This window comes from Microlunatus antarcticus, assembly GCF_014193425.1.
Lineage (GTDB): Bacteria > Actinomycetota > Actinomycetes > Propionibacteriales > Propionibacteriaceae > Microlunatus > Microlunatus antarcticus.
Genome location: NZ_JACHZG010000001.1, coordinates 2,416,279 through 2,440,347 on the forward strand (window position 1 = coordinate 2,416,279; position 24,069 = coordinate 2,440,347).

Annotated in this window: 22 protein-coding genes; 3 read left to right on the top strand and 19 right to left on the bottom strand. The window is 73.0% G+C overall.

Going from position 1 to position 24,069, the window contains the following annotated elements; genetic code table 11:
• Positions 1-199 precede the first annotated feature (199 nt).
• The 18 genes from FHX39_RS11290 to hisD all read right to left on the bottom strand — a co-directional run bounded on the left by FHX39_RS11290 (position 200) and on the right by hisD (position 21,884).
• A complete protein-coding gene (locus tag FHX39_RS11290) occupies positions 200-2,428 on the bottom strand; it encodes a RelA/SpoT family protein (protein ID WP_183341284.1) in 2,229 nt (742 codons plus the stop codon).
• Positions 2,429-2,556: 128 nt separating this feature from the next.
• Entirely contained in the window at positions 2,557-3,606 is a 1,050-nt protein-coding gene (locus tag FHX39_RS11295) for a potassium channel family protein (protein ID WP_183341286.1), read from the bottom strand.
• A 7-nt stretch (positions 3,607-3,613) separates the two neighbouring features.
• Positions 3,614-4,171 carry an adenine phosphoribosyltransferase gene (locus FHX39_RS11300; RefSeq protein ID WP_183338485.1) on the bottom strand — a complete coding sequence of 186 codons (558 nt, stop codon included), beginning with the start codon at positions 4,169-4,171 and terminating at the stop codon, positions 3,614-3,616.
• A gap of 1 nt (position 4,172) precedes the next feature.
• Positions 4,173-5,405: a protein translocase subunit SecF gene (gene secF, locus FHX39_RS11305; RefSeq protein WP_183338487.1), complete on the bottom strand. Its 1,233-nt coding sequence runs from the start codon at positions 5,403-5,405 to the stop codon at positions 4,173-4,175.
• A 6-nt stretch (positions 5,406-5,411) separates the two neighbouring features.
• Positions 5,412-7,148, bottom strand: coding sequence for a protein translocase subunit SecD (gene secD, locus FHX39_RS11310; protein WP_183338489.1), 1,737 nt, complete (start codon positions 7,146-7,148; stop codon positions 5,412-5,414).
• 81 nt (positions 7,149-7,229) lie between these two features.
• Positions 7,230-7,688 (bottom strand): preprotein translocase subunit YajC, encoded by a 459-nt coding sequence (gene yajC / locus FHX39_RS11315; RefSeq protein ID WP_198423363.1) that lies wholly within the window; start codon positions 7,686-7,688, stop codon positions 7,230-7,232.
• Positions 7,689-7,786: 98 nt separating this feature from the next.
• Positions 7,787-8,821: a Holliday junction branch migration DNA helicase RuvB gene (gene ruvB / locus FHX39_RS11320; protein WP_183341290.1), complete on the bottom strand. Its 1,035-nt coding sequence runs from the start codon at positions 8,819-8,821 to the stop codon at positions 7,787-7,789.
• A gap of 17 nt (positions 8,822-8,838) precedes the next feature.
• Entirely contained in the window at positions 8,839-9,447 is a 609-nt protein-coding gene (gene ruvA / locus FHX39_RS11325) for a Holliday junction branch migration protein RuvA (RefSeq protein WP_183338491.1), read from the bottom strand.
• Positions 9,444-10,028, bottom strand: coding sequence for a crossover junction endodeoxyribonuclease RuvC (gene ruvC / locus FHX39_RS11330; protein ID WP_183338493.1), 585 nt, complete (start codon positions 10,026-10,028; stop codon positions 9,444-9,446). The genes ruvA and ruvC overlap by 4 nt, the downstream gene beginning before the upstream one ends.
• 111 nt (positions 10,029-10,139) lie before the next feature.
• The gene (locus tag FHX39_RS11335) at positions 10,140-10,901 is read right to left on the bottom strand and encodes a YebC/PmpR family DNA-binding transcriptional regulator (protein ID WP_183338495.1); all 762 of its coding nucleotides are present in this window, start codon (positions 10,899-10,901) and stop codon (positions 10,140-10,142) included.
• A 115-nt stretch (positions 10,902-11,016) separates the two neighbouring features.
• Complete coding sequence (locus FHX39_RS11340) at positions 11,017-11,928, bottom strand: hypothetical protein (RefSeq protein ID WP_183338497.1); 912 nt, start codon at positions 11,926-11,928, stop codon at positions 11,017-11,019.
• A gap of 185 nt (positions 11,929-12,113) precedes the next feature.
• Positions 12,114-14,477 carry an HAD-IB family hydrolase gene (locus tag FHX39_RS11345; RefSeq protein WP_332836785.1) on the bottom strand — a complete coding sequence of 788 codons (2,364 nt, stop codon included), beginning with the start codon at positions 14,475-14,477 and terminating at the stop codon, positions 12,114-12,116.
• Positions 14,474-15,280, bottom strand: a complete 807-nt coding sequence (gene priA, locus FHX39_RS11350) for a bifunctional 1-(5-phosphoribosyl)-5-((5-phosphoribosylamino)methylideneamino)imidazole-4-carboxamide isomerase/phosphoribosylanthranilate isomerase PriA (protein WP_183338499.1) — start codon at positions 15,278-15,280, stop codon at positions 14,474-14,476. The genes FHX39_RS11345 and priA overlap by 4 nt, the downstream gene beginning before the upstream one ends.
• A 60-nt stretch (positions 15,281-15,340) precedes the next feature.
• The gene (locus tag FHX39_RS11355) at positions 15,341-17,944 is read right to left on the bottom strand and encodes a glucosidase family protein (RefSeq protein ID WP_332836786.1); all 2,604 of its coding nucleotides are present in this window, start codon (positions 17,942-17,944) and stop codon (positions 15,341-15,343) included.
• Between the two features lie 156 nt (positions 17,945-18,100).
• The gene (gene hisH / locus FHX39_RS11360; protein ID WP_183338503.1) at positions 18,101-18,742 is read right to left on the bottom strand and encodes an imidazole glycerol phosphate synthase subunit HisH; all 642 of its coding nucleotides are present in this window, start codon (positions 18,740-18,742) and stop codon (positions 18,101-18,103) included.
• A gap of 24 nt (positions 18,743-18,766) precedes the next feature.
• Positions 18,767-19,432 carry an imidazoleglycerol-phosphate dehydratase HisB gene (gene hisB, locus FHX39_RS11365; RefSeq protein WP_183338505.1) on the bottom strand — a complete coding sequence of 222 codons (666 nt, stop codon included), beginning with the start codon at positions 19,430-19,432 and terminating at the stop codon, positions 18,767-18,769.
• The gene (locus FHX39_RS11370) at positions 19,429-20,547 is read right to left on the bottom strand and encodes a histidinol-phosphate transaminase (RefSeq protein WP_183338507.1); all 1,119 of its coding nucleotides are present in this window, start codon (positions 20,545-20,547) and stop codon (positions 19,429-19,431) included. Before FHX39_RS11370 ends, hisB begins: the two co-directional genes overlap by 4 nt.
• A complete protein-coding gene (hisD, locus tag FHX39_RS11375) occupies positions 20,544-21,884 on the bottom strand; it encodes a histidinol dehydrogenase (RefSeq protein WP_183338509.1) in 1,341 nt (446 codons plus the stop codon). Before hisD ends, FHX39_RS11370 begins: the two co-directional genes overlap by 4 nt.
• 61 nt (positions 21,885-21,945) lie before the next feature.
• Between hisD and FHX39_RS22130 the strand changes: the two genes are divergently transcribed.
• The 3 genes from FHX39_RS22130 to ybaK are packed head-to-tail and all read left to right on the top strand — an operon-like array spanning position 21,946 to position 23,490.
• Positions 21,946-22,653, top strand: coding sequence for an AzlC family ABC transporter permease (locus tag FHX39_RS22130; protein ID WP_332836787.1), 708 nt, complete (start codon positions 21,946-21,948; stop codon positions 22,651-22,653).
• Positions 22,650-22,973, top strand: coding sequence for an AzlD domain-containing protein (locus FHX39_RS21775; protein WP_183338513.1), 324 nt, complete (start codon positions 22,650-22,652; stop codon positions 22,971-22,973). The genes FHX39_RS22130 and FHX39_RS21775 overlap by 4 nt, the downstream gene beginning before the upstream one ends.
• Positions 22,974-22,977: 4 nt before the next feature.
• Positions 22,978-23,490: a Cys-tRNA(Pro) deacylase gene (gene ybaK / locus FHX39_RS11390; RefSeq protein ID WP_183338515.1), complete on the top strand. Its 513-nt coding sequence runs from the start codon at positions 22,978-22,980 to the stop codon at positions 23,488-23,490.
• On the opposite strand, the gene FHX39_RS11395 is transcribed toward ybaK, so the two are convergent.
• On the bottom strand, positions 23,484-24,062 hold the full coding sequence (locus FHX39_RS11395) for a hypothetical protein (protein WP_183338517.1): 579 nt from the start codon (positions 24,060-24,062) through the stop codon (positions 23,484-23,486). The two genes, ybaK and FHX39_RS11395, sit on opposite strands and share 7 nt — an antisense overlap.
• Positions 24,063-24,069 lie beyond the last annotated feature (7 nt).

Below are 24,069 nucleotides of genomic sequence, written 5' to 3' on the forward strand. Positions count from 1 at the left end.
GCGCCCTGAGCTCGTTGGTTCACGCGGAGCACCGACCCCTGCCTCTAGATGAACGTGAAACCTCTCGAACGCTCCCTGAGCTTGTCGAAGGGCCCGGAACGGGTTAGCGCCGCCGGTTGACGAACGCCAACCTCTTCGAGGCCCTTCGACAGGCTCAGGGAGCGCTGCTGAGCCCACGACCGGCTTGCGAGCGGTCGGACTACTGCGAGACGCGGTAGACGTCGAAAACCGACGGAACCTGCCGTACGGCGCCGAGGACGTGGTCGAGGTGGGTCGGGTCGCCGGTCTGGAAGGTGAACTTCGCCTTGCAGATCCGGTCCTTGGTCGTGCTGAGGGCGGCGGAGAGGATGTTCACGTGCTGGTCCGAGAGGCAGCGCGTGATGTCGGAGAGCAGGCGGTTGCGGTCCAGCGCCTCGACCTGGATCGCCACCAGGAACGAGCTCAGCGTGGTCGGCGCCCACTCGACCTCGACGATGCGCTCGGGCACCTTGAGCAGCTCGGCGGTGTTGGGGCAGTCGGTGCGGTGGACCGAGACGCCGGAGCCGCGGGTGACGAAGCCGAGGATCGGGTCGCCGGGCACCGGGGTGCAGCACTTGGCCAGCTTGACCAGCAGGTCGTCCGCGCCCTTGACCATGACGCCGGTCGTGGTGCCGCTGGTCGCGCGCCGGCTCCGTCGGCCGGTGACGACGCGGTCCTCACCGAGCTCGTCGGCGACCGCGTCCTCGCCGCCCGAGGCGACGGTGAGCTGGTTGACCACGGCCTGCGCACCGACCGTGCCCTCGCCGATCCCCGCGTACAGGGCATTGACGTCGGCGAGCTTGAAGTGCGTCGAGATGGCGGTGAGCGCCTCGAGGGTCAGCAGACGCTGCAGCGGCAGGCCGGCCTTACGGAGCTGGCGGGCCAGCGCCTCCTTGCCGTTCTCGATCGACTCCTCGCGGCGCTCGCGCGTGAAGTGGTGCCGGATCTTGCTGCGGGCGCGCGGGCTGCGGACGAACTGCAGCCAGTCGCGGCTCGGGCCGGCGTTCTCGGCCTTGGAGGTGAAGATCTCGACGACGTCGCCGTTGTGGAGCTCCGACTCGAGCGGCACGAGCTTGCCGTTGACGCGGGCGCCGATCGTGCGGTTGCCGACCTCGGTGTGCACCGAGTAGGCGAAGTCGACCGGGGTCGATCCCTGCGGCAGGGCCTTGACCTCGCCGCGGGGGGTGAAGGCGTACACCTCGGTGGAGTTGATCTCGAAGCGCAACGAGTCGAGGAACTCGCCCGGGTCGGCGGTCTCGCGCTGCCAGTCGAGCAGCTGGCGCACCCACACGAGCTCGTCGTCGGCGCCGTCGGCGGCCACGACCGGACCGCCGTTCTTGGCGCCCTCCTTGTACTTCCAGTGCGCGGCCACCCCGAACTCGGCGCGGCGGTGCATCTCCTCGGTGCGGATCTGGAGCTCGACGGGCTTGCCGCCCGGCCCGATCACCGAGGTGTGCAGCGACTGGTACAGGTTGAACTTGGGCATCGCGATGTAGTCCTTGAACCGCCCCGGCAGGGGGGTCCAGCGGACGTGCATGACGCCCATCGCGGCGTAGCAGTCGGACTGGTTCTCGACCAGGATCCGCAGGCCGACGAGGTCGTAGATGTCGGCGAAGTCGCGGCCGCGGACGACCATCTTCTGGTAGATCGAGTAGTAGTGCTTGGGCCGGCCGGTGACGTTCGCCTTGATCTTGGCGTTCTTGAGGTCCGCCTGCGCCTGGGTGACGACGGTCGACAGGAACTCGTCACGGCTCGGGGCCGCCTCGGCGACGAGACGCACGATCTCGTCGTAGACCTTGGGGTGCATGGTCGCGAACGAGAGGTCCTCGAGCTCCCACTTGATCGTGTTCATGCCGAGCCGGTGGGCGAGCGGCGCGTAGATCTCGAGCGTCTCGAGCGCGATGCGGGACTGCTTGTCCGGCCGCAGGTAGTGCAGCGTGCGCATGTTGTGCAGGCGGTCGGCGAGCTTGATGACGAGCACGCGGATGTCGCGGCTCATCGCCACGACCATCTTGCGGATCGTGTCGGACTTGGCCGACTCGCCGTACTTGATCTTGTCGACCTTGGTGCAGCCGTCGACCAGGAGCGCGATCTCCTCGCCGAAGTCCTTGGTCAGCTCCTTCAGCGTGTACGCGGTGTCCTCGACCGTGTCGTGGAGCAGGGCCGCGCAGAGCGTCGCCTCGGTCATCCCGAGCTCGGCGAGGATCGTCGTCACGGCCAGCGGGTGCGTGATGTACGCGTCGCCGCTCTTGCGCCGCTGGTCACGGTGGTAGCGCTCGGCGGTGTGGAACGCCCGCTCGACCAGCGAGAGGTCGGCCTTGGGGTGGTTGGCCCGGATGACCTGGAACAGGGGGTCGAGCGCCGCCGTCTGCGGGCGCGTCGCGCCCAGCCGGGCCAGGCGCTGCCGCATGCGGACGCGCGGCGGCTCGCCGGAGGCTGCCGGCGTCTCGACGACCGTCTGGTCCACCACGCTCGAATCCACCACACCCGTCATGTCGACTGTGGGAGGAGTCTAGTCAGGCGGTCGGCACGTGCGCGTCAGGCGTCAGCGGCCTTGCGGACGACGACGACCTGGTCGCCCGTCTGGAGGGTGGCGACGGCGGGGTCGTAGAAGCGCCGCAGGGTCTTGTTCCGGACGACCGCGATGACGCGTTCGCCCTCGACCTCGCCCGGCGCGTGACCGGCCTCGGCTGCGGTCACCTGGCGCTCCCCCACCTCCAGGCCCTCGCGGGACGAGAGGAGGTCCTCGATGACGGTGCCGATGTTCGGGCTGGTCGCCGAGAGCCCGAGCAGCCGCCCGACGGCCTCGGACGAGGTGACGACGACGTTGGCCCCGCACTGGCGCAGCAGCGAGGCGTTGTCGTCCTCGCGGACCGCGACCACGACGTGCGCGCTCGGGTTGAGCTGCCGCACCGTGAGCATGGTGAGGATCGCGGAGTCGTCTCGGTCGAGGGTGATGACGATCTCGCGCGCCCGGGCGATCTCGGCGCGGCGGAGGATGTCGCGCCGGGTGGCGTCGCCCTCGATGGCGGCGTAGCCGCGGACGTTCGCGTCGGCCACGGCGGTCGGGCGGGAGTCGATGATGACGACCTGCGACGCGTTGGCGCCATTCGTCTCCAGGGTCTCGACGGCGCTGCGGCCCTTGGTGCCGTAGCCCACGACGACGACGTGGTTGCGCATGCCACTCCTCCAGCGTCGGTCCCGGTAGATCTGCCGGCCCTGGTTGGCCAGCACCTCCAGGGTCGTGCCGACCAGCAGGACCAGGAAGCCGATCCGCAGGGGGGTCACGATGATGGCGTTCAGCACCCGGGCGTGCGGGGCGACGGGCGTGATGTCGCCGTACCCGGTGGTCGTGATGGTGACCGTGGCGTAGTAGATCGCGTCGATCAGACCGACCGTGCCGTCGCTGGTGTCGTTGTACGAGTCCCGGTCGAGGAAGACCAGCACGACCACGATGGTGAGCAGCAGCAGGGCGAGCCCGCCGCGCCGCGCCAGCTCGACGCCGGGCGAGGCGCTCCGGGCCGGGAGCGAGACGAGGGCCTCGGAGGTCCAGCGCCGCTCCTGGTCGAGGCGGCGCATGCGCACCATGCCCACGTCAGCCCCGCTCGACGGTGACCAGGGCCCGCACGTCGTCGAGGCCGGCCTGGTGCAACCGGGCCCGGCCCCCCAGGAACCCGAGCTCGAGCACCACGGCGACGGCGGCGACCTCGGCGCCGAGCGTGCGCACCAGCTCGGCCGTGGCGGCGATCGTGCCGCCGGTGGCGAGCACGTCGTCGACCACGAGGACCCGCTGACCCGCGTGGAGCGCGTCGGCGTGCACGGCGAGCGTCTCGGTCGCGTACTCGAGGTCGTAGGTGATCTCGACGTGCTCGCGGGGCAGCTTGTTGGGCTTGCGGACGGGGACGAAGCCGACGCCGAGCGCGAGCGCCACCGGACCGCCGAAGATGAAGCCGCGGGCCTCCAGGGCGACGACGGCCTCGATGCCGGCGGGCGCGGCAGCGGTCAGACCCTCGACGGCGGCGGCGAGGCCGGCGGCCGACCCGAGCAGCGGCGTGATGTCGGAGAACGTGACCCCGGGCTTCGGGAAGTCCGGGACGTCGACGACGAGGCTGGAGATCAGCTCGGCGCGGGACCGGCCACCGTCCGGCGCCACGTCACCGCTTCCGTTGGCTGCGCGGCGCGTTCTGCGGCTGCGGCCGCTTGGCCGCACCCTCGACGACCGGCCGTACGGCGGGCCGCGCGGACGCGGGCACCGCCGTCACGCGGGTGCCGCCCTTGGCGCCCAGCGCGACCTCCTCGGCCGCGCCCGGCGCGACCCCGACGAGGCCGTCGGGCTCGTCCAGCCGGTCGTCGGCCGACGTGTCGTCAGCCGCAGCGGCGGGGGCCGAACGACCCTCGGCCTTGTCGCGACGGGTCTGGACCCGAGCACGGTGGCGGGCCATGTCCGGCTCCCGCTCCTTGAGCTGGGCCAGCAGCGGCGTGGCGATGAAGATCGAGGAGTACGCGCCGGAGACCATGCCGACGAACAGCGCCAGCGACAGGTCCTTCAGCGGGCCCTCGCCCAGGATGAACGTGCCGGCGAAGAGCAGCGCGGCCACGGGCAGGACACCGATGATCGTCGTGTTGATCGAGCGCACGAGCACCTGGTTGACGGCGAGGTTCGCCGCCTCCGAGTACGTCTTCGTCGTGCTGGTCTTGACGCCCTTGACGTTCTCGCGCACCTTGTCGAAGACGACGACGGTGTCGTAGAGCGAGTAGCCGAGGATGGTCAGGACGCCGATCAACGTCGCCGGTGTGACCGTGAAGCCGACCAGCGCGTAGATGCCGACCGTCAGCAGGAGGTCGTGCAGCAGGGCGACCAGGGCGGCGCCCGACATCTTGGCGTCGCGGAAGTAGATCCAGATCACCAGCGAGACCAGCACCAGGAACACGATCAGCGCGATGAGCGCCCGCTCGGTGATCTGGCCGCCCCACGACGCGCCGATGAGGCTGTAGTTCACCTGGTCGCCCGGGACCCCGACCGCCTGGCCGATCGCCCCGCGGACGGCGGGGACCTCGGTCGTGGTGTCGAGGGTGCGCGTCTGCACGCGGACCTGGTTGCTGCCGATCGTGTTGACCGTCGCCTCGTTGAGGTTCGGGACCCCGGAACGCTCGAGGGCGTCCCGCACCGGCTGCACCATCTGCGACGCGCTGACGTTCGTCGGCGCCTGGAAGTCGGCGCCACCCTCGAACTCGATGCCCAGGGTCAGGCCCTTGAGCAGCAGCGCGAGGATCGAGACGGTCAGCAGGATGCCGGAGAAGATGTACCAGCGACGCCGGCGGGCGATGAAGTCGTACGAGACCTCGCCCGTGTAGAGGCGGTGGCCCAGGTCAGAGAACTTGGACATGAGAGATCAGACCCTCGATCCGGCCGCGGAGGCCCGACGTGTGCGGATACCCGGCAGCGCCTTGACCCCGAGGTGCGCGGGGTCGAGACCGGACAGCTTGTGACCGCCCCCGAAGAAGCGGGTGCGGGCCAGCAGCGACATCAGCGGCTTGGTGAAGAAGAAGACGATGAAGACGTCGATCAGCGTGGTCAGCCCGAGCGTGAAGGCGAAGCCCCGCACCGAGCCGATCGCCAGGATGAACAGCACGACCGCGGAGAGCATCGACACGGCGTCGGCGATCAGGATCGTGTGCCGCGCGCGGCGCCAGCCGGTCTCGACGGCCGTCCGCAGGCTGCGTCCGTCGCGGACCTCGTCGCGGATGCGTTCGAAGTAGATGACGAAGCTGTCCGCCGTCACCCCGATGGCCACGATCGCGCCCGCGATGCCGGGCAGGTTGAGCGCGAAGCCGACCGAGCTGCCGAGCAGCACCATGCACGCGTACGTGATCACCGCCGCGATGGCCAGCGAGGCCACCACGACGATGCCGAGCCCGCGGTAGTAGAGGAAGCAGAAGAGCACGACCAGGATCAGGCCGACGATGCCGGCCACGATCCCCGCGTGCAGCTGCTCGCCGCCGAGGGTGGCGGAGACGTTGCTGACCTGCGAGATGTCGAAGGCCAGCGGCAGGGCGCCGTACTTCAGCACGTTGGCGAGGTCGGTCGCGGTCTGCTGGGTGAACCCGCCGGAGATCTGCGCGGCGCCGCCGGGGATCGCCGTGCTGACCGACGGGGCGGAGATCGACTGGCCGTCCAGGACGATCGAGAAGCGGTTCATCGGGTCGCTCTTGGCCGCGAGGGCGCGGGTCGCGTCCTCGAACTGGGTCGAGCCCTGCCCGTTGAACTGCAGGTTGACGACCCACTCGATCCCGTTCTGCGGGATGCCGGCGTTGGCGCTGGTGAGCTCGTTGCCCTCGATGAGGGTCGGGCCGAGCAGGTACTTCTCGGTGCCCTCGCGGCTGCAGGAGAACAGCGGCTGGTCGGAGACGTCGACCTGCGGGTCGCCGCAGGTGTAGCTGGCGAAGTCGGTCGTGTCGGCCTGCGAGGGCTGCCAGTCCAGCGCCTTGTCGGGCGGGGTGCCCTGGCCCTCGACGGTCGGCCGGGGTGCGGTCGGTGTCGGAGGCGCGGTGGGCAGCTGCGGCTGCGGCATCATCGGCCGGTTGTTGCCGGCGGGCACCTGACCGGAGCCACCGCTCGCGGCGGGCGAGGGGGCCGGGTTGGCCGACTCGGTGGCGGCCGGGGCGCTCGGGCTGGCCGCCCCGGTGGGCTCGCCGCTGGGCGCGGGGGTCGGCGTCGCCGCACCCGTCTCGCTGCCGGACGGCGCGGTGACGGGCGGCTGGACCTGCTCCGCCGCGTACACGGCGCGGAACCGCAGGTTGGCGGTCTGGCCGACCTGCTGCACCAGCTGGTCCTGCTGGACGTTCGGGACGCTGACGATGATCTGCCGGTCGCCCGAGACGGTCACCTCGCTCTCGCCGACCCCGAGCGCGTTGACCCGCGACTCGATGATCTGGCGCGCCTGCTGCAGGCTGGCCGGGTCGACCGACCCGCCGCCGGTGGTGTTCCGCGCGGTGAGCGTGACGGTCGTGCCGCCCCGCAGGTCGAGCCCCAGCTTGGGGGTCCAGGTGTTGCCCACGGCCATCAGGGCGATCAGGCCCGCGGTGATGACCGCCAGGGCCACCAGCATGCGCAACGGGCGCCCGGTCATCGCTGCCACTTCAGTGCTTACCTCGTTCGGGAGAAGCCACGGCGGACCGCCGCACGCCAGGCGTACGGCGGGGACGCGTGGTCAGCGCAGGTTGCTGCGGTCGGTGTCGGTGGAGGGGTACGTCGGGCTGGTGGTGCTCGACGGGTACGGCGAGGAGGCGTCGACGTCGGCGTCGGCGCGGACCACGGGCGGGACGGCGCCGGAGTCGTACGTGGAGGTCGCCTCGGCCTCGAGCTCGTCGCCGACCTCGTCCTCGGAGACCGCGTCGACGTCGGCCTCGGTCGCGCGGCGCACGATGGCCTGCTTGAGCACCGTCAGCTCGACGCCGGGGGCGATCTCGAGGACGGCCTGCTTGGTGCCGAGCGAGACGAGCGTGCCGAACAGGCCGCTGCCGAGCAGCACCTGGTCGCCGGGCTGGAGCTCGCGCGTCATCTTCTGCAGAGCCTGCTGGCGCTTCTTCTGCGGCCGCAGGATCAGGAAGTAGAACGCGACCACCATGAGGAGGACGAGGATCAGCGTGCTGTATTGGTTGGAAGCCACGATGTGCCGTTCCGGGTTGGGGTCGGAGGGTGCCGGACGTGGTGGAGACCACGGCCCGACCGGTGAACTCTACCCAGCGATCCGCCGAATCCCTGTAGTCAGCCGAACAGGCCCGGGTCGGGCGCGCCGCCCGGCGGCGTCCACGCGGTGCTGCCCGGAGGCGTGAGCCCGAGGTGGGCCCAGGCCGCGGGCGTGGCGACGCGACCGCGCGGCGTCCGCATCAGGAACCCCTCGCGCACCAGGAACGGTTCCGCGACCTCCTCGACGGTCTCGCGCTCCTCGCCCACGGAGATGGCCAGGGTGGACAGACCGACGGGTCCGCCGGCGAACCGCTTGCAGATCGCGACGAGGACGGCGCGGTCGAGGCGGTCCAGGCCGATGGAGTCGACCTCGTACAGCTCGAGCGCCGCGGCGGCGACCGCCTGGGTCAGCCGGCCCGAGCCGCGCACCTCGGCGAAGTCCCGGACGCGGCGGAGCAGCCGGTTGACGATGCGCGGGGTGCCGCGGGACCGGCCGGCGATCTCGCGCGCCGCGTCGGGCTCGAGCTCGACGCCCAGCAGGACGGCCGAGCGCCGCACGATGTGCTCGAGGTCGGCCGGGTCGTAGAACTCGAGCTGGCCGGTGAACCCGAAGCGGTCGCGCAGGGGGCTCGGGAGCAGGCCGGCCCGCGTGGTCGCGCCGACGAGGGTGAAGCGCGGGATCTCGATGGGGATCGCCGTGGCGCCGGGACCCTTGCCGACGACGACGTCGACGCGGAAGTCCTCCATCGCGAGGTAGAGCATCTCCTCGGCCGGCCGCGAGAGCCGGTGGATCTCGTCGAGGAACAGCACCTCGCCCTCGGTCAGCCCGGACAGGATCGCGGCGAGGTCGCCCGCGTGCTGGATGGCCGGCCCGCTGGAGATGCGGAGCGGCGCCGTCATCTCGGCAGCGATGATCATCGCCAGCGTCGTCTTGCCCAGCCCGGGCGGGCCGGACAGCAGGACGTGGTCCGCGACCCCGCCCCGACGGCGGGCGGCGGCCAGCACCAGGCCGAGCTGCTCGGAGACGCGGGGCTGACCCTCGAACTCGGCCAGCGAGGTCGGCCGCAACGCCGACTCGGCCGCCCGCTCGTCCGGGTCGGCCACGGAGTGCATGTCCACGGGGTCGAGGCTCACGGGCGCGCCAGGCTGAGCAGAGCAGCGCGCATGAGGGCCGGCACGCCCAGGTCGGGCTGCTCGACGAGCATCGGCTCGACGTCGTCGCAGGCCGCCTCGGCGTCACGCAGCGTCCAGCCGAGCCCGACGAGGCCCTGAGCCACCTGGTGGCGCCAGACCGCCTGGGCCGGGAGGGTCGGGGCGCCGAGCTCGGCGACCAGGCCGACGGTGTTGATCTTGTCCTTCAGCTCGAGGACGATCCGCTGGGCGCCCTTGCGACCGATCCCCGGGACCCGGCACAGCGTGACGAGGTTCTCCGTCGCGATGGCGGTGCGCAGCTCGTTCGGGCTGAGCACCGCGAGCGCCGCCTGCGCCAGCTTGGGGCCGACCCCGGTCGCGGTCGTCAGGAGCTCGAAGAACTCCCGCTCGTCCACGGTGGCGAAGCCGAAGAGCGTCAGGGAGTCCTCGCGCACCACCAACGAGGTGAACAGCGTGGTGCGCTGCCCCACCCGCAGGGCGGCGAGGGTGCCCGGGCTGCACAGCGCGAGCAGCCCGACCCCACCGGTCTCGACGACCGCGGACGTGGGGCCGAGGGCGGCCACGTTCCCGCTGACCTGGGCGATCATGCACGTGCTCCCTTCGTACGGGCCTGGGTAGCGGCCTGGGCGTAGGCCCGCTGCTGTCGCGCGGCCACGCTCGAGGCGGACTGCTGGGCCTGGTCGAGCCGGTCGGTGCTGCTCCCCCGCCAGACGTGGCAGATGGCGAGCGCGAGGGCGTCGGCGGCGTCGGCCGGCTTGGGCACCTCGGTCAGCTGGAGGATGCGGGCCACCATGGCCCCGACCTGGTCCTTGCCGGCCCGGCCGGACCCGGTGATGGCCGCCTTCACCTCGCTGGGCGTGTGGAGGGCGGCCGGGATGCCGTGCCGGGCAGCGACCAGCAGGGCGATCCCCGCGGCCTGCGCCGTCCCCATGACGGTGCCCACGTTGTGCTGGGCGAAGACGCGTTCCACGGCGACGACGGACGGGCGGTAGCGCTGCACCCACTCCTCGAACGTCGCCTCGAGGGCGGCCAGCCGTACGCCGGTCTCCTCGTGCGGGGACGTCCGGAGCACGTCGACGGCCAGGACGAACGGCTTGCGCCCGGGCACGCCGTCCACCATGCCGAGACCACAGCGGGTCAGGCCGGGGTCGATGCCGAGCACGCGCACGGGGTCTCCCTCGTCGTCGGAGCGCGTGCGGAACCGAACACGCGTTCGTACGCTAACCGAGGAGTCGTGGACCCCGGCCGCCCGACACGCGCGCGGCCGCCCCGATCAGGCTCAGCCGGCGTTGACCAGGGCGTCGTTCTGGACGTCGGCGTTGGTGAAGACGTTCTGCACGTCGTCGGAGTCCTCGAGGGCGTCGACGAGGCGCTCGAGCTTCTCTAGCGTCTCCGCGTCGGCCGGCTGCGTGAACTCGGGCACGAAGGAGACCTCGGCCGAGTCGTAGTCGAGCCCGGCCTCCTGCACCGCGGTGCGCACGGCGACGGTGACCGCCGGGTCGCTGATGATCTCGAAGGCGTCGTCGAGGTCGTTGACCTCGTCGGGCCCGGCGTCCAGGGTCGCCTCGAGGACGTCGTCCTCGGTGAGGGTGCGCCCCTCCTGCTGCTTGGTCAGCAGGACGACGCCCTTGCGGCTGAACACCCGCGCGGTCGACCCGACGTCGGCCATCGTGCCGCCGTTGCGGGTGACCGCGACGCGGACGTCGGAGGCGGAACGGTTCCGGTTGTCGGTCAGGCACTCGATGAGCATCGCGATGCCGGCCGGGCCGTACGCCTCGTAGAACAGCGTCTCGTACGCGGCGCCGCCGCCCTCGGCACCGGAGCCGCGCTTGATGGCGCGCTCGATGTTGTCCTTGGGGACCGAAGTCTTGCGGGCCTTCTGGACGGCGTCGTACAGCGTGGGGTTGCCGTCGAGATCACCGCCGCCCAGCCGAGCGGCGACCTCGATGTTCTTGATGAGCTTGGCGAAGGACTTCGCGCGACGCGCGTCGACGACGGCCTTCTGATGCTTGGTGGTGGCCCACTTGGAATGACCCGACATGGTTCTAGATCGTAGTCCCGCCGCACCCGCTCCCTCTCCACCCGTTCTCCTCTCGCCGGGATCCACGGGAAACGCTGACTCCCGACAGCTGCTGGCCGGCTCCACGGGTCGGGAGTCAGCGGTTCGTGGGCGCCCAGCGCTCCAGCAGCCGGCGGCGGCCGGCCGATCCGTAGGACGAGCGCGAGACGAGGTCGCGCCACGCCGCGAGCCGGCCGGGGTGCCACGACCGCTGCAGCGCGGCGTCGGCGGCGGCGATGATCTCGCCGCCGCGGCGGAGCACCTCCCGCGCCGTGTAACCGCAGCGCTCCCACCGGTCGTCCACCAGCCGCCGTTCGCGGGCGAGGTCGGCGCGGTGCGTCTCGACGTCCCGGTGGTCGGCGCCGTCGTACTCGTGGATGCGCCGAGTGCCCACCAGCCAGAGGTCGGCCCGGGCGACGAACGTCCCTGCGGCCGTACGGATCTCGTGCTGCGGCTCGACCTCGACGTCGGCTGTGACGTGCAGCAGCCGCAGGACAGACTCCCACGCAGACTCGCTGCGGCCGTCGAGCAGGGGTAGGACCTCTCGCAGCATCCGGACGCCGCGTCGCCGCGCGCAGGTCGCCTCGACGAGGTCGGCCGTCGTGCAGTGGCCGAGGTGGAGCGCCGAGTCGGCCAGCACCACGAGATCGAGCACGTCGAGGTCGGCCGCGCACGTCAACAGGGTCTCGGCAGGGGTGGCCAGCCGTACGCCGTCGACCTGCTCGACCGTGCCGTTCCCGTTCAGACGGAGCACCTTCAGACCGTGCCGCTGCGGATGGCGGTCCCGCTCCGCGACCGCGGCGAACACCGGCTGCGGCAGCGCCTGCGGCAGCCACCATCCCCGTAGGGCCGCCGCGGTGAGGTGCGTGATCACGGCCGACTCCGGCAGCACCAGGCTCCAGCCCCTGAGCCGGTGGGCCAGGTCGGGCTCCACACCCGCCGCATGCACCCCTCGCGCGACCGCGGTCCACCCGGCCCGCCTGACCCTGCCCCGGACGACGTCCTCCACGTCTGGAGGATGGTCAGGAGTCACCGATCCTGCCGGTCCCACCCCGCGAACCTGTGGACAACGTGCGAGCGCCGAGAAACCGCTGACTCCGGACGCCCGAACCTCGATCTGCCGTGTCGGGAGTCAGCGTTTCCTGACGAGGGGGGGAGGGGGCGAAAGGGGCGGGGCCGGTGGGGCAGCCGGGGTCAGGCGGGCAGGCGCCAGCGCGGGGTGGGGGACTTCGTCTTCCACTCCACGATCGACCAGTTCTTGCGCTGCGCCGCCCGCATCAGGGAGATGTCGGGGCTGACCGCGACGGGGTTGCCGACCGTGGAGAGCATCGGCAGGTCGGAGTGGCTGTCGGCGTAGGCGAAGCTCCGCGTCAGGTCGACCCCGCGCAGCGCGGCGTAGTGCTGCAGCCAGGCGGCGCGCGACTCCCCCACCAGCGGCGAGGTGGCCAGGTAGCCGGTGGCCTTCCCGTCGGCGTCGGAGCCCAGCTCGGCGGCCAGGATGATGTCGAACAGGCCGCGCAGCGGTCGGGTCAGGACCGACACCGCGCCGGTGATCAGGATCGTCGTGTGCCCCGCCGCGCGGTGCTCCTCGATCCGCCGGATCGCGTCCGGGGAGACGCGGTCCAGGATGAAGTCGTTCATCGTCGTGTCGACACGGTGCTCGAGCTCGGCCAGGTCCAGCCCGCGGTAGCGGCGGTAGACCGCGCGGAGGAAGCTGCCGCGGTCGCGCTGCTCGGTCAGCAGGTAGCTCGGCAGCCGGCCGAGGACCCCGCCCAGCTCGACAGCGCGGTCGAGCGGGGACAGCTCGGGCAGACGCGCCCACAGGTACTGCTCGATGACGTTGGTCGACATGATCGTGCCGTCGAGGTCGAAGACGGCGACCGCCGAGGCGCCGGCGGTGTTCGTGGAGAGGTCCTTGAACGTGGTCGGCCGGTTCGCCCGCTTCTTGCGCAGCGCGTCCATCCGGCGCACGGAGGCCGTGATCGCCGGGCAGTGGACGTCCTCGAGGTAGGTCGTCCAGTCGTAGCCCGCCGTGTCGAAGGCGAACGTGGCGACGTCGGCCGGGTCGAGCGACCGGGTCAGCGCCAGCGTGTTGTCGTCGACGAAGTGGAGCTCCGACTGCGCGTACTCGTTGTAGAGCGTGTGGTAGCGCCGCCAGAAGTCGAGCCGCCCGCGCATGAGGTCGAGGTCGCGCGCCAGCTTGCGCGTCTGGTGCGAGCGCGGGGCCCGCGAGATCACGCGCTCGGCCAGGTCGTGCGCCCGCTCGGAGGTCGACAGCAGCCGCTCGACCGAGACCGCGCCGGGGAACTTCCACTCCGGCAGCGGGGCGCCCGGCTTGGACACGTTCTCCAGCGGATGGGCGGTGAAGTACGAGCGGATGTGGCCGTAGATGTCGTGGAACGTCAGCGGGTTCCGCGCGCCGGAGCTGACGTGGTAGTACTCGGGCTCCCCCGGCGTGGGGTCCGTCGCGCAGACCGCGAGGATCGCGTTCACGACGTAGTCGCACGGCACGATGTCGATGACCGCGTCGGCCGAGGCCGGGAACTCGGGCAGCTCGCCGCGCCCGTACGCCAGGATCAGCGGCTCGGCCATCTTGAAGCCCTCGATCCAGCCCGGGTAGGGGTGGAGCCAGCTGGACTCGACGATGGCCGGGCGGACGATGGAGATCTCGATGTCGGCGCCGAGGTCGGTGACGACGCGCTCCCCGAGCGCCTTGGTGAACGTGTAGACGTCGGTCCACCCGAGCGAGCGGGCCCGTTCGGTCCCGGCCGCCACGAGCTCGGCGGTCACCCACTCCTGGCGGCGCCGTTCGGTGTCGGCGGCGGTGGTGAGGTAGCCCGCCTGGCGGTGCACCCGCTCGGCCTGGTGGCGTAGCTCGGTCAGCCGCTCGGGCATCCGCGAGGCGGCCTCGACCTGCTCTCGCATGGCCAGGCCGGCGCGCGTCTCGGCCTCGTAGTCGATGCCGTGCACGTGCCCGGCCTCGGGGATCGCGCCCCGGCGTCGGCCGGCGGTGTACGCGGTGGAGATGTGGACGTAGTGCGGGACCTTCGTGCGCTCGCCGTCGGGTCCGGTGACCGCCTCGAGCATCCGCTCCATCAGCACCCGGGTGCCGACGACGTTGGTGGTGAAGGCCTGGTCGATGGGCGGGTCGAACGAGACGTCGCCGGCGCAGTGCACGACGACGTCTAGGTCGGCGGGCAGCGCGGGCACGTTCGGGAGGTCGCCCTCGATGACCTCGATGCGGGCGAGCAGGCCGTCGAGCCCGCCGTGCTGCTCGGCCAGGTCGGCGAAGATCTTCTTCTTCAGCAGGTTCCGGACGCGGGCGGTCGCTCCCGCCGAGCCCTTGCGACGCACGAGCACCGACGGCCGGGTGTCCGGCAGGTCGGTCAGCATCTTCCACAGCAGCTGCTCGCCGATGAAGCCGGTCACCCCGGTCATGACGATCTTCTTGCCGCCCAGCAGGTCGCGAAGCCGGCCGTCGAGCAGCGGACCGTGGACCGGCTCCCGGAGCTCGCTCAGCGCCGGACCGCGGTGGAACGTGTCGGCGGGGACGCTCACGCGCGGACCTCCGGGGCCGTGTCCTGGCGCGGCCGGTCGGACGACCACCGGGTCACCGCCAGCGCCTCGGGCAGGGTGAAGCTGCCGACGTAGAGCGCGGTCCCGATGATCGCGCCCTCCACGCCGGAGCCGACGAGACCCGACAGCGCGGCGACGTCGTCGAGGCTGCTGATGCCGCCGCTGGCCACCACCGGCGCGTCCGTGCGCGCGCACACGTGGGCGAGCAGGTCGAGGTTGGGCCCGGAGAGCATGCCGTCGCTGGCCACGTCGGTGACCACGAAGCGCGCGCAGCCGGCGGCGTCGAGCCGCGCGAGCGTCTCGTCCAGCTCGCCGCCCTCGCGCGTCCACCCGCGGGCCGCGAGACGGGTGCCGCGCACGTCGAGGCCGATGGCGATCTGCTCACCGTGGGCGCCGATGATCCGCTCGCACCACTCCGGCGACTCGAGAGCCGCTGTGCCGATGTTCACCCGGGCGCAGCCGGTGCCGAGCGCGCGTTCCAGGCTGGCGTCGTCGCGGATCCCGCCCGACAGCTCGACCTGCACGCCGGCCGCCTTCACCGCGGCCACGATCGGTGCGAGGACGGCGGCGTTGCTCCCCCGCCCGAAGGCGGCGTCGAGGTCGACCAGGTGGATCCACTCCGCGCCCTCGTCGACCCACCGCTGGGCGGCGGCCATCGGGTCGCCGAACACCTTCTCGGACCCGGCGACACCCTGCACGAGCTGGACGGCCTGGCCGCCCGCCACGTCGACGGCGGGCAGCAGGACCAGGCGGTCGGAACCGGCACGATCGGCACGCGGGAGCACCGGACGACCCTACCGGCTGCCCGGGCCCCGTCCGTCCCTGCGGGCGGGGCCCCGCCGGCGCTAGCCAGTCGTCACCACCAGGTGCGAGGTCCCCTTCTTGCCCGGTGCCCGGACGGTGACCTCGAGGCCGCGGCTGGTCGGCGTCAGCACCGTCTTCACCTTCCGGCCGTCGAGCGTGGCCGAGCCGACCCTGCTGTCGCGCGGCAGCACGGCGCCGAGGACCAGCGTCGAGCGACCGTGCCGGACGACCGTGGTGTCGTACCGCGTGACGCCACCGTCGGTGCTCCGGCTGGCCGTGACGTCGAGCCGCCCGGAGCCGACCTTGATCGAGCGGGCCGACGCCTTCGGCTGGTCCGGCGGCAGCTGCGGGACCACGGCGACCCGGCCGCGGCCCATGTCGGGCGAGACGCCGAGCCACTGGTGCACGACCGGCCACAGCACGCCGTACGCGCCCCAGGCCTGCAGGACCATCGACCTCTCGTTGAACGGCTTTTCGATGTTCGCGCCGAACGACCCGCCGGGGACGATCTCCGGCATCGCGCCCGGCATCTCCCACAGGTCCGGGTCGAGCTGGGCCCGCGCGTTCCCGTGGGTGTAGACGCCCTGCTGGTCGTCGCCGAGGCGGCCGTAGTTGCCCTCGCTGACGCCGGCGATCGCGCTGTTGAGGGTGAAGATGCTCGTCTCGTTCGTCACCGAGGAGACGACCTGGTCGCAGCGGGTCCCGTCGGTGTCACCCGCGACGCTGTTGGCGCCGGTGCCGGTGTGGTAGAGCCCGAGCTCGCCGGTGTAGCAGCTGCGCTCGTGCTGGGCGAGGGTCGTCCGCGCGTGCTCGTCGGACGCCAGCGGACCGGCCGGGCGACCCGGCAGGGCCGGGAGCACGGCGTCGGTCGGGGTGAGCCCGATCCAGTGCCGCTGGAAGATGCGCGTGTTGCCACCACCCACGGGCTCCGGGTCGAGCGAGTCGGCGTACGAGCGGGCCCCGTCCTTCGGGTACCACCAGGCGCGCTCGAACGCCTCGGTCAGCTTCTGCGCCCGCTGCGTCGCCCACCGCTGGGTCTTGCCGTCGCCGCGCGCCTTCGCCAGGTCGGCGAGGTCGGCGTACCCGCGGATCGTGTAGACGGTGTTGTCCAGCTTCTCCGTCCCCATCCCGTTGCGCTCGACGTTGCCGAGGCCCTCGGGCCACCCGTCACCGTCCGCGTCGAGGGAGTCGACGTGGCGCATGGCCCTGACGCTGGCCGGGTAGAGGTCGCGGAGGAACTTCTGGTCACCGCTCCAGCGCCACACGAGGGCGACGGCCGACGGGTACTTGGCCGACTCGTCGGTGTTGCCCTCGTCGGCGTTCGAGCCGAAGTAGACCGCGCCGTCGGGCGTGACCTCGTGGACGATCTTGCCGCTGCCGCCGTTGACCGCCTCGGAGACGTCGCGGAGCGTCCGCAGGTGCGCCTTGATCGGTCCGAACTGCCCCGCGGCCACCGACGCGAACGCCGTGAACTCGCCGTCGGTGCCGAAGAGCCAGGTGTAGTCGGGCCAGCCCGCACCGATCCAGCGCATCGAGTCGAGCGTCTTCACCGGGGCGGGGTAGGTCGTGCCGGCGTCCACCACCCGCAGCGCGACGTCGTCGGACCGCTGCACCGAGGCGGCCAGCATCTGCTTGGACCACGCGACGCTCTGCTCGACGAGCGGGTCGCCGGGCAGCGACACGTCGGTGAGGTCGGCGACCTCCTCCCGCCCGCGGACCTTGGCCGCGAGCGCCGCGCCGGGGTCGGCCAGCACCTTCGCCAGCGCCCGCTGCGCGTCGGCCGTCCCGTCGCGGGAACCACCCACGCCGAACCACACCGTCGTCGGCTCGCCGGCCTTCAGCCGGAGCTTGTAGGCGAGCTGCCCGCCGGTCCCCTTCCCGTACGCGGTGTCGTCGCAGCGGGCGGGCGCGGCCGGGGCGTCGGGCCCGGAGGCCGGGCAGATGACGGCCGGGTCCTGCGGACCGCGGAAGTTCTTCCCCAGCGCGGTCGTGGTCGGCATGGCGGCCGAGCCGAAGGCCGCGGCCCAGTCGTGCGCGGTCTGGTCGGCCCCCGGCGGGGTCCCCTGGTCGCGGAAGACGAGGGCGTTGCCCTCGACGGACCCGGTGTCGGGCAGGTTGACCGTGGTCTGGCTGGGCTTCGTCTCGCCCCAGGGGTAGGAGCCCATGAGCTCGGAGTGGGCGTCGGCCCGCAGCACGACGCTGCGCGAGGTCGAGGACCGCAGCGTCAGCCCGACGAGGGCGCCCGGGACGCCGTCCGGGACGAGGTCCGTGCGGCTCGCGGCGACGCCGTCGGTGGCGGGGAAGTCGGTGCGGACGTAGCCCCAGCCGGAGGTGGTCTGCGTGCCCTGGCCGATCCACTGGTCGCCGATGCCGAACCAGACGCCGTCCAGCAGCTTGAGGCTCGGCGTCCAGAAGCCGCCCATCTCCCCGCGGGTGTGGAACCCGGCCGCCGGGAACCGCCCGTCCGCGCTGCCCAGCACCCAGGCCCGGTCACCCGTGACCACCGTGCGCCGCTCGGGCAGCCGGCTCGTCTCCGAGAGCTCCGGCGACCGCAGCAGTGCCGGGTCAGACGCCCGGGCCGGTGCCGCCTGAGCCGGTCCGGTCGCGCCGAGCGCCCCGCCGACCAGTGCCGCTGCCGCGAGCACCGCTCCTGCTCGTCCCCACCTGCGTCGCATGTCCGCTCCCCTCCCCAGCCCTCGCCGTCGAGCGCTGAGGAGGGCGACGTTAGGGCGTGCCTCTGACAGGTCGGCAGGTGGGTCGAGCAAAGTTCCCGGACGGCTTTTCGGCTGCCTCGCGTCGGATTACGCGGCGGGCGAGGAGAGCGTGGCGACCCAGTTGGCGATCAGCCGGGCGCCCGCGTCGCCGCTCTTCTCCGGGTGGAACTGGGTCGACCAGAGCGCGCCCTCCTCGACGGCGGCGACGAAGCGGTCGCCGCCGTGCTCGGCCCAGGTGACAAGCCGGCCGGGCTTCTCCGCCAGGGCGCGGACGCCGTAGCTGTGGACGAAGTAGAACCGCTCGTCGCCGACACCGCCGAAGAGCCGGCTGCCGGCGGCCGGCGCCACGGTGTTCCAGCCCATGTGCGGCAGCCGCTCGGACTGCAGCCGCTCGACGACGCCCGGCCAGACGCCGACGCCGTCGGCCTCCACGCCGTGCTCGATGCCCGCCTCGAACAGCACCTGGTGGCCGACGCAGATGGCCAGCGTCGGCAGCCCCGCCGCCTGGCGGGCGGCGATGACGTCCGGCCCGCCGACCGCGCGCAGCCCGGCCATGCACGCGGCGTACGCGCCGACCCCCGGCACGACCAGCCCGGGCGCGGCGAGCGCGACCTCGGGGTCGGCCGTGACGACGACGTCGACCCCGGTCCGGGCGACGGCCCGTTCCGCGGACCGCAGGTTCCCGGAGCCGTAGTCGAGGACGACGACGGTCCCCCGGAGGTCACTCATCGGGCGTCACCCACAGGGCGTCGCTCACAGCGCGCCCTTGGTGCTCGGCACGCCCAGCACGCGCGGGTCGTACGCGACCGCGTCGCGCAGGGCCCGGGCGACGGCCTTGAACTGCGCCTCGACCACGTGGTGCGGATCGCGCCCGCCCAGCACGCGCACGTGCAGGCAGAGGTGGGCGTGGAAGGCGAGCGACTCGAAGACGTGCCGGGTGAGCGAGCCCGTGTAGGGGACGCTCGTCCGCCCGTCCGGAGTGACGTCGCCGCCGCCGATGCGGACGTACGCCTGCGCCTCGGGCTCGCCGGTGCACACGCAGTACGGGCGCCCTGAGACGTCGACGACGGCCTGGGCCAGGGCCTCGTCGAGCGGGACGACGGCATCGCCGAAGCGCCGGATGCCGGTCTTGTCGCCGAGGGCCTGCCGGATCGCCTGGCCGAGCACGATGGCGGTGTCCTCGACGGTGTGGTGGGCGTCGATGTACGCGTCGCCCGTGGCAGTGACCTCGAGGTCGAGCAGCGCGTGGCGCGCCAGCGCGGTGAGCATGTGGTCGTAGAAGCCGACGCCGGTCGAGATCGACGAGGTGCCGGTCCCGTCGAGGTCGACGGACACCCGGACGCTCGACTCGCTGGTCGCACGTTCGAGAGCGGCCCGCCGGGGGGCCCGTGCGGTGTCGGTCGGAGCGGTCTCGCTCATGGCATCCTCGCGCTCGCTGCTGCAGGGTCGTGGTCGGACAGGATCTCGTCGAGGGCCGCCTTGAACGCGGCCATCTCCTCCGGCGTGCCGGCGGACACGCGCAACCAGCCGTCGGGGCCGACCTCGCGGATCAGCACCCCGCGGTCGAGGAGCGCCTGCCACAGCGCGTGGCGGTCGGCGAAGCGGCCGAAGAGGACGAAGTTGGCGTCGGAGTCGGCGACCTGCAGGCCGCGGTCCACGAGCCAGCCGGCCAGGTCGTCGCGTGCCTCACGCAGCCGGTCGACCGCGGCCAGCATCTCGCCGGCGTTGGCCAGGGCGACGCGCGCGACGGCCTGGGTCATCGCCGACAGGTGGTACGGCAGCCGGACGATGCGCAGGGCGTCGACGAACGCGGGGTCCGCAGCCAGGTAGCCCAACCGACCGCCGGCGAAGGCGAAGGCCTTGGACATCGTGCGGCTGACGGCGAGCCGCGGCCGGCCCGGCAGCAGCTCGAGCGCGCTCGGCGTGCCCGTCCGCGCGAACTCGACGTACGCCTCGTCCACCACGACGACGCCCGGGCTGGCGTCCACGAGCGCGACGACGACCTCGGGCGGCAGCGCGGTGCCGGTCGGGTTGTTCGGGCTGGTGACGAGGACGACGTCGGGGCGGGTCTCCTCGATCGCGGCCACGGCCGCGTCGACGTCGATGGTGAAGTCCTCGGCGCGCGGGAAGGTCACGAAGCCCGAGTGGGTGTCACGGGCGTACTCGGGATACATCGAGTAGGTGGGCGCGAAGCTCAGCACGGTCCGCCCCGGGCCGGCGAACGCCTGGAGGACGTGGAGCATGACCTCGTTGCTGCCGTTGGCCGCCCACACGTGGTCCGCGGTCAGGCCGTGGCCGAGGTAGGCGGCGAGGTCGGCCCGCAGCGCCACCGCGTCCCGCTCCGGGTAGCGGTTGAGGTCCCGGGCGGTCTCGGCGGCCGCGGCGGCGATCTGCGCGACCACCGACTCGCTGGGCCCGTACGGGTTCTCGTTGACGTTGAGCCGGACCGGGACGTCGAGCTGCGGGGCGCCGTACGGCACCTCCCCCACCAGCTCGGGGCGGAGCGGCAGGCCCGACGTGGCGAGGCCGCTCACACGCCCAGCTCGGGGGCGTCGAGGAAGCGGGCCGTGACGGCGTAGCCGTGCGCGGGCAGGTCCTCGGCCTCGGCGAACACCTCGACGTGGCGGGCGACGGCCGCAAGCGCCTCGCGGCTGTAGTCGACCACGTGCATCGCCTTGAGGAACGACTTCACGTTGAGCCCCGAGGAGTGGCAGGCGCACCCGCCGGTGGGCAGGACGTGCGTGCTGCCCGCGGTGTAGTCGCCGAGGGAGACGGGCGAGTACCGCCCCACGAAGACGGCCCCGGCGTTGGTGACGCGCGCGGCGACCGCGGCGGCGTCGGCGGTCTGGATCTCCAGGTGCTCCGTGGCGTACGCGTTGACCACCGCGAGGCCCTGCTCGAGGTCGTCGACGAGGACGACGGCCGACTGCCGCCCGCTCATCGACGTCGTGATGCGCTCGCTGTGCTTGGTGGCGGCGACCTGGCCGGGCAGCGCCTCCTGCACGCGGTCGGCGAGCGCGGGCGAGTCGGTCACGAGGACCGCCGCCGCGAGCGGGTCGTGCTCGGACTGCGACACGAGGTCGGCGGCCACGAGCGCGGGGTCGGCCGTGTCGTCGGCCAGCACCATGATCTCGGTGGGGCCGGCCTCGGAGTCGATGCTGACGATCCCGCGCAGCAGCCGCTTGGCCGCCACGACGTAGATGTTGCCCGGGCCGGTGACCATGCTCACCGGCTCGCAGAGCCCGGGCACCCCGTACGCGAACATCGCCACGGCCTGCGCGCCGCCGACGGCGTACACCTCGTCGATCCCGAGCAGCCGGCAGACGGCGAGGATCGAGGGGTGCGGGAGCCCGCCGAACTCGCGCTGCGGCGGCGACGCGACCGCGATGGAGCGGCAGCCGGCGACCTGGGCGGGGACGACGTTCATGATCACGCTGGAGGCGAGCGGGGCGAGCCCGCCCGGCACGTAGAGCCCGACGCGCTCGATCGGGACCATCCGCTGGGTGACGCGGGCGCCGGGGGCGAGCTCGACGTCGACCGCGACCGGGCCGAGCTCGGCGGCGCAGACCTGCCGGCGCCGGGCGATGGACTCCTCGAACGCGGCGCGCAGGTCGTCGGCCAGACCGTCGACGGCGGCCGCCAGGGCCTCCTCCGGCACCCGGAACGACGCCGGGACGACCCGGTCGAACCGCTCGGAGTAGTCGCGCAGCGCGGCCTCGCCGCGAGCGGCGACGTCGTCGCACACGCCCCGCACCACGCCGAGGGCGGCCTCGACGTCGACGGCGGCGCGGGGGACCACGGTGCGGTAGTCGATCACGGCGTCGTCGGCTCCGCCGGTCAGCCGGCCGCGCAGGTCGATGGTCGCAAGCACGGGCGCGAGTCTAGGCGGGCGGCGTCGCCCGGCCCGCGGCGTTTCTCATAGGGTCCGCTGCGTGCCACCCTCCCCGGAACGTCCCGCGATCATCCGCTCCGCGGTCGGGATCGGGGTGTACGCCGCCGCGTTCGGCGCGACCTTCGGGGCCGTCGCCGTGGCCGCCGGGCTCAGCGTCGGGCAGGCGCAGGTCCTCAGCCTGGTCCTCTTCTCCGGAGCGTCGCAGCTCGCGTTCTCCGGCGTGGTCGGGGCGGGCGGCTCGGCCTGGACGGCGCTCGGGCCGACGCTGCTGCTGGCCCTGCGGAACGGCTTCTACGGCGTGACGCTCGCGCCGGTCCTCGAGGCCCGGGGCCTGCGGCGGCTCGTGACGGCCCACTTCGTGATCGACGAGACGACGGCCATGTCGACCGCGCAGCCGGCGCGGCGCGAGCAGCGGCTGGCCTTCTGGTGGACGGCGCTCGTGCTCTTCGCCTGCTGGAACGTGGGCACGTTCCTCGGGGCGCTGCTGGGCTCGGCCGTCGACACCGACGCGTTCGGTCTCGATGCGGCCGGGCCGGCCGTCTTCCTGGCGCTGGTCTGGCCGGCCTTCCGCCAGGTGCGCGCCCGCTGGGTCGGGCTGGCCGGGGCCGCGATCGCCGTGGCGCTCGTGCCGCTGGCGCCGAGCGGGGTGCCGGTGCTCGCCGCCGCGGTGGCGGCCGTGGTCGGCGGCCTGCTGCCCCGTCGCGACGCGGAGCCCGGGTCGACGGGCGCCGAGGGAGGCCTCGCGTGAACCTCTGGGTGCCGGTGCTCGTCGCCTGCGTCGGCTCGTACCTGATCAAGCTCGCCGGGCTGTCGCTCCCCTCGTCGGTCCTCGCGGAGCCGCGGGTGCAGCGGGTGACGACGCTCCTGCCGGTGGCGATGCTCTCGGCGCTGGTGTGCGTGCAGCTCGTGGACGGCGGCGGGGGCACGTACGCGCTCGACTGGCGCGTCGTCGCCGGCGTCGGGGCCGGCGCGGTCGCGCTGCTGCTGCGTCGCGGCTTCCTGGTCGTCTTCGTCGTGGCCGTCGCCGTCACCGCCCTGCTGCGGCTCCTCGTGCCCGCGGGAGGATGACCCCGTGGCCCGGCGACGCGACGCGCAGCAGAACACCTCCGGCGGCACCCCCGCCACCGCGGCGCTGACCCGCGCCGGCGTGGCCTTCACGCTCCACCCGTACGAGCACGTGGACGGCGAGCGGCACTTCGGGGACGAGGCGACGGCTGCGCTGGGGCTGGACCCGGCCCGGGTGTTCAAGACCCTGGTCGCCGACCTCGGCGGCGAGCGGAGCGCCCTGGCGGTGGCCGTCGTGCCCGTGGCCCGCCAGCTCGACCTCAAGGCCTTCGCCGGGGCCCTCGGTGCCAAGAAGGCGGCGATGGCCGACGCGGTGGCGGCGCAGCGGTCCAGCGGCTACGTGCTCGGCGGCATCTCCCCGCTCGGGCAGCGCACGGCACTCCCGACCGTGGTCGACGCGACCGCGCTCACCTTCCCGACCGTGTTCGTGTCGGCGGGCCGGCGGGGCCTGCAGGTCGAGCTGTCCCCCGCAGACCTGGTCGCCGTGACCAGGGCCCAGGTCGCGGCCGTCGGTCACTGAGTGGCGTCGGCCTCGTCGACCGGGTCGAGCTCGTCCACCTCGGGGTCGCGACCGAGCGACGAGCCGAGCAGCACCGGGACGACCGCGAAGAGCGGCCACACCGCCAGCGCGGCCCTCGCCCGGACCGTGAGGTCGACCGGGACCACGTCCCCCGGCTGCGCGGCGGCGAGGCGGACGGCGAAGGAGCCGGGCACGATCCGGTAGCCGACCGTCCAGCACAGCGCGCCGGCGGCCGCGCCGACGACGGCGACGAGGACGACGACGAGCCAGCCGGACCGCCCGAACCAGCGCCAGGCGAGGACGCCGACGACCAGACCCACGACGACGCCGCACACCACGAACGACGCGTCCGCGGCGATGTAGCCCGCGAGGCCGCGTTCCGTCGTCGAGGCACCGCCGCCGTCCACCACGCGGAACGTGGGCAGGTCGGTCACCAACCACCACACGACCCCGCTCAGCGCGCCGAGGCCGAGCCCCAGGGCGACGAACAGCCCGACGCGTCGGGCGTCCGGCCACCGGCGGGTGGTCGGGACGTCGGTCGGCGGCAGCGTGGTCTGGGCCGGGTCGGTCATGGGCGGG

Bases quoted from the DNA above. Each gene is read 5' to 3' on its own strand.
- FHX39_RS11290 (WP_183341284.1), bottom strand. From the start codon at position 2,428: ATGCGGCAGCGCCTGGCCCGGCTGGGCGCGACGCGCCCGCAGACGGCG.
- FHX39_RS11295 (WP_183341286.1), bottom strand. From the start codon at position 3,606: ATGGTGCGCATGCGCCGCCTCGACCAGGAGCGGCGCTGGACCTCCGAG.
- secF (WP_183338487.1), bottom strand. From the start codon at position 5,405: ATGTCCAAGTTCTCTGACCTGGGCCACCGCCTCTACACGGGCGAGGTC.
- secD (WP_183338489.1), bottom strand. From the start codon at position 7,148: ATGACCGGGCGCCCGTTGCGCATGCTGGTGGCCCTGGCGGTCATCACC.
- ruvB (WP_183341290.1), bottom strand. From the start codon at position 8,821: ATGCACTCCGTGGCCGACCCGGACGAGCGGGCGGCCGAGTCGGCGTTG.
- ruvA (WP_183338491.1), bottom strand. From the start codon at position 9,447: ATGATCGCCCAGGTCAGCGGGAACGTGGCCGCCCTCGGCCCCACGTCC.
- FHX39_RS11335 (WP_183338495.1), bottom strand. From the start codon at position 10,901: ATGTCGGGTCATTCCAAGTGGGCCACCACCAAGCATCAGAAGGCCGTC.
- hisH (WP_183338503.1), bottom strand. From the start codon at position 18,742: ATGAGTGACCTCCGGGGGACCGTCGTCGTCCTCGACTACGGCTCCGGG.
- hisB (WP_183338505.1), bottom strand. From the start codon at position 19,432: ATGAGCGAGACCGCTCCGACCGACACCGCACGGGCCCCCCGGCGGGCC.
- FHX39_RS11395 (WP_183338517.1), bottom strand. From the start codon at position 24,062: ATGACCGACCCGGCCCAGACCACGCTGCCGCCGACCGACGTCCCGACC.